At 72.2% G+C, this 6440-nt stretch carries 8 protein-coding genes; all 8 read right to left on the bottom strand.

The genetic code is table 11. The features are described 5' to 3' along the window. Positions 1 to 188 precede the first annotated feature (188 nt). Positions 189 to 521, bottom strand: a complete 333-nt coding sequence (locus ACIBBD_RS38620) for a TcmI family type II polyketide cyclase (protein WP_399424680.1) — start codon at positions 519 to 521, stop codon at positions 189 to 191. A gap of 20 nt (positions 522 to 541) precedes the next feature. Continuing rightward, positions 542 to 1021: an SRPBCC family protein gene (locus ACIBBD_RS38625; RefSeq protein WP_399424682.1), complete on the bottom strand. Its 480-nt coding sequence runs from the start codon at positions 1019 to 1021 to the stop codon at positions 542 to 544. Between the two features lies 1 nt (position 1022). Beyond that, on the bottom strand, positions 1023 to 1280 hold the full coding sequence (locus tag ACIBBD_RS38630; protein ID WP_399424684.1) for an acyl carrier protein: 258 nt from the start codon (positions 1278 to 1280) through the stop codon (positions 1023 to 1025). 30 nt (positions 1281 to 1310) lie between these two features. Next, the gene (locus tag ACIBBD_RS38635) at positions 1311 to 2561 is read right to left on the bottom strand and encodes a ketosynthase chain-length factor (RefSeq protein ID WP_399424685.1); all 1251 of its coding nucleotides are present in this window, start codon (positions 2559 to 2561) and stop codon (positions 1311 to 1313) included. Continuing rightward, a complete protein-coding gene (locus tag ACIBBD_RS38640; RefSeq protein ID WP_399424688.1) occupies positions 2558 to 3826 on the bottom strand; it encodes a beta-ketoacyl-[acyl-carrier-protein] synthase family protein in 1269 nt (422 codons plus the stop codon). The genes ACIBBD_RS38635 and ACIBBD_RS38640 overlap by 4 nt, the downstream gene beginning before the upstream one ends. Continuing rightward, entirely contained in the window at positions 3823 to 4209 is a 387-nt protein-coding gene (locus ACIBBD_RS38645) for a cupin domain-containing protein (protein WP_399424689.1), read from the bottom strand. Before ACIBBD_RS38645 ends, ACIBBD_RS38640 begins: the two co-directional genes overlap by 4 nt. Positions 4210 to 4303: 94 nt before the next feature. Further along, positions 4304 to 5458 carry a SchA/CurD-like domain-containing protein gene (locus tag ACIBBD_RS38650; RefSeq protein ID WP_399424691.1) on the bottom strand — a complete coding sequence of 385 codons (1155 nt, stop codon included), beginning with the start codon at positions 5456 to 5458 and terminating at the stop codon, positions 4304 to 4306. A 148-nt stretch (positions 5459 to 5606) separates the two neighbouring features. Further along, positions 5607 to 6230: a class F sortase gene (locus ACIBBD_RS38655; RefSeq protein ID WP_399424693.1), complete on the bottom strand. Its 624-nt coding sequence runs from the start codon at positions 6228 to 6230 to the stop codon at positions 5607 to 5609. Positions 6231 to 6440: the final 210 nt, after the last annotated feature.

Genomic DNA, 6440 nt, shown 5'->3' on the forward strand with positions numbered 1-6440 from the left:
CCCTCCGCGAAGCCCTCCCCCGCATCCGGGCTACCGTCGAGGAGTGACCGACCAGGCCCCCCCCCCCCCCCCCCCCCCCCCCCCCGGGGGCCGGGGGGGGGGGCCCCCCCCCCCCCCCCCCCCCCCCCCGGGGGGGCGCGCCCCCCCCCCCCCCCCCCCCCGCCCCCGGTGGCCGGCCGAGGATGCCCTCAGCCGGTGGAATTGCGCTCCCAGCGGTAGAAGCAGTGCGCCATCGCGTCCTTCGGCGAACGCCAGGTCTCGGGGTCGTACGCCGAGACGTACGCCTGGAGGCGCTCGCTGATGTCACGGAACGCCGGGTGCCCGGCCACCTTCGCGATGGCGGGGCCGGGGTCCTGCTCGGACTCGATGAGGTGCAGGTACACCTCACCGAACTGGAAGAGACTGCGCCGGGCGACGCCCACGAGGTGCGGCAGCTCCCCCCGGTCGGACTCCTCGAACAGCTTGGCGATGTCCGGGGCCGACCCCGGAGCCATCCGGGCGACGATCAGGGCCTGGTGCATGGTCCTCTCCTCCTTCCCGCTCAGTCGGTCACGGACGGCACGGACCCGCGGTTCGCGGCGGCCTTCTCGATACGGTCCCGGATCAGGGCCATCTGAACCTTGGAGTTCCGGTTGATGTTGTCGGTCATCCAGTCGTCGTCGACCGGAGCCTCCGGCTTCATCTCGAAGTCCTGCGTCCACACCATCCGGGTCCCCTGCGGGACCTCCTCGTACTGCCACCGGATGTTCATGTACGCGAAGGGCCCGGTCTCGACACGGCGGGCCTTGACGCTGAGCGTGTCGCGGTCCGTCTCCCGCTCCGAGACCCAGCTCCACACGGTGCCGTTCTCGTCCGGGTGCATGGTCAGCCGGAAGGTGGTCTTGTTCCCCTCCTGCGACATGATCTCCGCGGAGGCGTACTCGCTGAACAGCCGCGGCCAGTTCGCCACGTCGTTCGTCATGTCCCAGACCAGGTCCAGTGGTGCGGCGATGGTGATCTCGTTCTGCGTGTGTCCGGCCATGTCACGCTCCTGCCGGGAGTGCGCTGTTGACGAGGTCGAGGAACTGCCGGGGCGTCTTGCAGCGCTCCGCGTCGGGCGGCATCGGGGCGCCGTAGCGGTTCTCCAGCTCGCCCACGATGCCCAGCAGACCCAGCGAGTCGATGCCGAGGGCGTCGAACCCCGAGTCGGCCCGCTGCTGCAGCTCGTCCGGGGCGACGGTCACCCCGGCGGCCTGCTTCATCAGCTCGGCCAGTTCTTCCACGGTGATGCGGTCACTCATGCGGTTGTTCTCCTTTGCTCCGTGGCCTCGTCACGAGGCGTCGGCGGCGCCGTGCCGCAGCACCAGCGCCGAGTTCGAGCCCATGAGCCCCCGGCCGAGGACCAGCGCCGTACGCACCTCGGCGGCGCGGGCGCGGACGGTCACCAGATCGAGGTCATGGCAGATGTCGAAAACATTGGGGGTGGGCGGGATCAGGCCGTGCTCCATCGCGAGCACCGCCGCCGCGGCGTCCAGCACCGGCGCCGCGCAGTAACTGCGGCCGATGCCGGTCTTCGGCGCGGTGACCGGAACCCGTTTGCCGTGCGCACCGAGCGCGTCGGTGATCGCCAGCGCCTCGGCACGGTCCGCCTCCGGTACGCCGAGGGCGTCGGCGAAGACCACGTCGATCTCCTCCGGGGCGCAGCCGGCCTCGTCCAGGGCACCGCGGACGGCCTGGGCGAGCCCCTCCCGGGACTCCTCCCAGCGCGAGGCGCCGGTGAACGTCGCCGCGTGTCCCGCCAGGGTGGCCCGCACCCGCGCCCCGCGTTCCCGGGCCGAGCCCTCCTCCTCCACCACGAACATGGCGCCGCCCTCGGCGGGCACGAACCCGCAGGCGCCCGCGGTGAAGGGGCGGTAGGCGCGCGCCGGGTCGTCGGCGGTGCTCAGCTCCGGGTAGCCGAGCTGGCACACCACCGAGTACGGGGCGAGCGGCGCCTCCGTCGCCCCCGCCACGATCACGTCGGTGCCGCGCCGCACCGCACGCGCGGCGTGGGCGAGCGCGTCCAGGCCGCCGGCCTCGTCGGCGGCGACCACCGAACAGGGGCCCTTGAAACCGCGGCGGATGGAGATCTGGCCGGTGCTGGCGGCGTAGAACCAGGCGATCGACTGGTACGGCCCGACGAAGCGACTGCCCTTGCCCCACAGCCGCTGCAGCTCGCGCTGACCGAACTCGCCGCCGCCCGAACCGGCCGCGGTGACCACGCCCACCCCGAACGGCTCGCCGGAGGTGTCGGCCTGGCCGAGACGGGCGTCGTCCAGCGCGAGGTCGGCCGCGGCCATCGCGAAGTGCGTGAACCGGTCGGTCTGGACGAGATAGCGCTCCTCGATCGCCGCCGACGCCTCGAAGTCCCGGATCTCGCCGGCCACCCGCAGCGGCAGATGCTCGCAGCCCTCGCGGGTGACCCGGTCGAGGACGCTGATGCCCTCCTGGGTGGACTTCCAAAAGGACTCGGTGCTGGTTCCGTTGGGCGCGACCACACCGATGCCGGTGACGGCCGCGCGCCGCGGATGCGGTTCGCTCATCGTGTCCTCCCTCTCGGCCGGGTCAGGATCACCGCGGACTGGAAGCCGCCGAACCCGCTGCCCACGGAGAGAACGGTGTTCAGTCTCCGCTCGCGTGCGACCCTCGGGACGTAGTCCAGGTCGCACTCCGGGTCCGGGGTCTCGTAGTTGGCGGTGGGCGGTACCACCTGGTGGTCCAGGGCCAGCACACAGGCGACGACCTCGATCGCCCCGATCGCGCCGAGGGAGTGGCCCACCATGGACTTGATGGAGCTCATGGGCGTGTCGTAGGCGTGCTGCCCCAGGGCCCGCTTCACCGCCGCCGTCTCGTGCCGGTCGTTCTGCTGGGTGCCCGACCCGTGGGCGTTGACGTAGTCGACCGCCGAGCCGTCCAGCCGGGAGTGGTCGAGGGCGGCCTCGATGGCGCGGGCCATCTCCAGACCCTCCCTGGTCAGGCCGGTCATGTGGTAGGCGTTGCCGAAGGTGGCGTAGCCGCTGAGCTCGCAGTACACGCGGGCACCGCGGGCCTTCGCGTGCTCCAGCTCCTCCAGGACCAGCACCGCGCCGCCCTCACCCATGACGAACCCGTTGCGGTCGGCGTCGAAGGGACGCGAGGCGTGGGCGGGGTCGTCGTTGTTCGGGGACGTGGCCTTGATCGCGTCGAAGCAGGCCATCGTGATCGGCGATATCGGCGAGTCCGAGGCACCGGCTATGCACACGTCGGCCCGCCCCTCCTCGATCGTGTGGAAGGCGTACCCGACCGCGTCGAGTCCCGAGGTGCAGCCCGTGGAGACGGTCTGCACGGGCCCGCGCGCCTCGAACCGCTCCGCGACCGTCGAGGCCAGCGTGCTGGGCGCGAACGCGCGGTGCAGATGCGGCTCCGCCTCGCCGTGGTCGACGTCCCAGCGCTGCCCCTTGTGGCTGACCAGGACGTAGTCGTGCTCGAGACGGGTGGTGCCGCCCACCGCGGTCCCCAGGGAGACCCCGACCCGCCACGGGTTCTCCCGGCCGAGGTCGAGGCCCGCGTCCCGGACCGCCTCCTCGCCGGCGACCAGGGCGAACTGGATGTACCGGTCGCTGCGGGCGATCTGTTCCGGGTCCAGTCCGTGGACCGCCGGGTCGAAGTCGCACTCGGCGGCGATCCGCGACCGCAGACCGGCCGGGTCGAAGAAGGTGATGCCCCGCGTCGCGGTGCGCCCGTGCGAGAGCAGGTCCCAGAAGGCGGGGACACCGATACCGCCCGGGGCGACGACGCCTATGCCCGTGACCGCCACACGCCGGCTCATGAGCGGACCACCGGCACGGCGTCGGTCTCCTCGGTGTCCACGTGGCCGAGCGGTGGGCTCGGGGCCAGCGGACCGAGGTGGAAGACGATACGGGCCTCCACGTTGCCGACGTTGCGGAAACGGTGCCGCATGTTGACGGGGATCATGAGGCCCTGCTCCGGCCGCAGCGGGTGGGGCTCGCCGTCCAGGTCGACCTCCAACTGCCCGCAGAGGACGTACACGAACTCCTCGGAGTACGGGTGGTAGTGCTCACCGATGCGGTCGCCGGGCTGCACGATGGCCACGCCCATGAAGCCGCTGGTCGAGCCGACCGTGGCGGGCGTGAGCATGGCGCGCAGATCACCGCCGCGCCGGGTGTTGGGCTCGACCTCGCTGAGATCCACGATTCTGGGACGGGATGTGATCACGACGTTGCTCCGATCGTGTGCTGTGTCGACAAGGGGCCGGTTGGCCGCCACGACCCGCGTGCCGGACGGATCAGGCGCGGGGTGAGTGGCGGTCGGTGACGAGCTGCATACGGGCGAGCTCGAGGTAGCGCGTGAGGTCGCCGTCCTTCGGCGCGGAACCCGCACCGGCGGCGGCCTCCGGGAACGCCGTCAGCTCCGCCGCCTTGGCGGGGTCCGGCAGGCCGAGGGAGAGAGCGGGGTCGCCGGCGCCGAGGCCGCCCCGGACGTCGATCAGCCGCACCACGACGTCGTCGCGCTGGAAGATCGTGCTGCACAGGACCGGGTTGCGCGGGTCCTCGGCCGCCGCCTCGTCCTGCTCGGCCAGCAGCTGGGCCAGCCGCATGCCGCAGCCGGGCCGGGCCGGGTAGTACAGCGCGTGCCGCTCCGCCGCCGGGTCCTCCCGCTCCGCCGTCACGTGGTGGACGGCGGGCAGCGCCGCCCGCGTGAAGAAGACCCGGGCGGACTCGGGGTCGTCGAGGTCCCGGTGCTGCTCCAGATACGGGTTGATGGCCTCCTCGACGGCCCGCACCTCGGGCTGCCGCGCCACGTGCCGCAACGCCGCGAGCAGGTCGCCCCGCACCTCGATGGCCCGCACCACGCGGTTGCCGTGCATGAACAGCGCGGTGCGGATCAGCCGGGTGGTGTCGTCGACCTGCGGCTCGGGCGGGTCGTAGTCGGCGAGGATCTTCGCGACGGTCTTCTCGCTGCCCGGCTTGACGGTGAAGGTGAGCGCGTGACGGATGACGCCGTCACCGATCCGGGGGGACGTCTGGAGCCGGCGCTTGCCGGATTCGGCGTCCGCCGCCGGGCCGCCGGTCTCCCGCACGACGTGGAAGCGCAGCGACCTGGTGTCCCGGACGCAGCTGTGCAGCGGCTCCACCATCCGCACGTGCTCCTCGCTGTTCACCCAGGCGAGGAACGGCGGGGCGCTCTCCCACTCACTGGTGATGAGCCACTGGGAGGGGTTCTCGATCGACTGGCAGAGCTGGTCGCTGACATGCCCGGGGACGGAGGCCACCTGGCTGCACAGCTGCTCGTACGCCTCCAGGAACTGCTGCTGCGCGCCGTCGTTGACGTCCACCAGCAGGACGACCCGCAGCCGGGAGCCGTCGAACACGGACTGGGAGACGCGGGGCGAGACCTGTCGGGTCATCGGTTGGTTCGAAGCGGGTGCGGTGATGGTCATGCGGAGCACATCTCCTTAGGGGAGGCAGAGTGGCGGACTTGCGTAAGGCGCCGCGAGGGGGCGTGCCTCGATCCTCAGCCGGTCCCCATCAGCGCGCGATTCGGATGGACTACGCGAGTGACCGGCCGCGCGGACGGGGCCGGCGAACTCACGTGAGACGGGCGAAGACCACGAGGTTGGCCGTGTAGTCCCTGGCCGAGCGGTCGTAGTCACCCGCGCAGGTGATGAGCCGGACCTGGGCGTCGTCCGTGTCGCCGTACACCCGCCCGTCGGGGAAGCGGTCCTTGTCGAAGGTCTCCGCGTCGTAGACCACGAAGGACGCCTGGCGCCCGTCGGCCCGTCTGACGTGGAAGACGTCCCCCTTCTTCAGTTCGCTCAGCTCGGCGAAGACGGCGGGGGCGGTGGCCGTGTCGACGTGTCCCGCGATGATCGCGGTGCCCTTCTCCCCGGGGGAGGCGCCCTTGGCGTGCCAGCCGACGAGGTTGGTGTTGTTGGCCGGCGGGGCTTCCAGCTCCCCCTTGGGGCCGATGGAGAGGTCGGTGAAGGGCGCGTCCACCGAGATCTTCGGGATGAGCAGGCGCACGGGCTTCGCGCGCGGCAGGTACTTCCCGGTCGCGTGCCCGGAGGGGGCAACCGGGGCAACCGGGGCAACCGGGGCCGTCGGGGCGGCCTGCGGGGCGTGCGGCGGAGGGGAGGGGGCGGACGAGGTCTCGTTGCCGCCGATCAGGTTCAGGGTCAGAAGCAGGAACACCACGGTGCACAGGACGGTCACCGTTCCACGGGACCCCTGGTCGGTCGGCGCCGGCGCGGCGTCGGCGGGGGAAGAGGGAGAAGGGACTGTCATCGGACGACCTCACGGGTGCACGGCAGCTGAGCGGGGGGCGGGTGGGGGGCGGGCCGGGGCCGCCACGGGGTGCGTCGTGGCGGCCACGGCTGCTATCGCGTCGGGCACGGCTCAGACCAGGCCGTGGGCGGACTTCTT

This window comes from Streptomyces sp. NPDC051315, assembly GCF_044455165.1.
Lineage (GTDB): Bacteria > Actinomycetota > Actinomycetes > Streptomycetales > Streptomycetaceae > Streptomyces.

Excerpts from the sequence above, each read along its gene's own strand:
- ACIBBD_RS38630 (WP_399424684.1), bottom strand. The coding sequence starts at position 1,280 with ATGAGTGACCGCATCACCGTGGAAGAACTGGCCGAGCTGATGAAGCAG.
- ACIBBD_RS38620 (WP_399424680.1), bottom strand. The coding sequence starts at position 521 with ATGCACCAGGCCCTGATCGTCGCCCGGATGGCTCCGGGGTCGGCCCCG.
- ACIBBD_RS38640 (WP_399424688.1), bottom strand. The coding sequence starts at position 3,826 with ATGAGCCGGCGTGTGGCGGTCACGGGCATAGGCGTCGTCGCCCCGGGC.
- ACIBBD_RS38635 (WP_399424685.1), bottom strand. The coding sequence starts at position 2,561 with ATGAGCGAACCGCATCCGCGGCGCGCGGCCGTCACCGGCATCGGTGTG.
- ACIBBD_RS38625 (WP_399424682.1), bottom strand. The coding sequence starts at position 1,021 with ATGGCCGGACACACGCAGAACGAGATCACCATCGCCGCACCACTGGAC.
- ACIBBD_RS38650 (WP_399424691.1), bottom strand. The coding sequence starts at position 5,458 with ATGACCATCACCGCACCCGCTTCGAACCAACCGATGACCCGACAGGTC.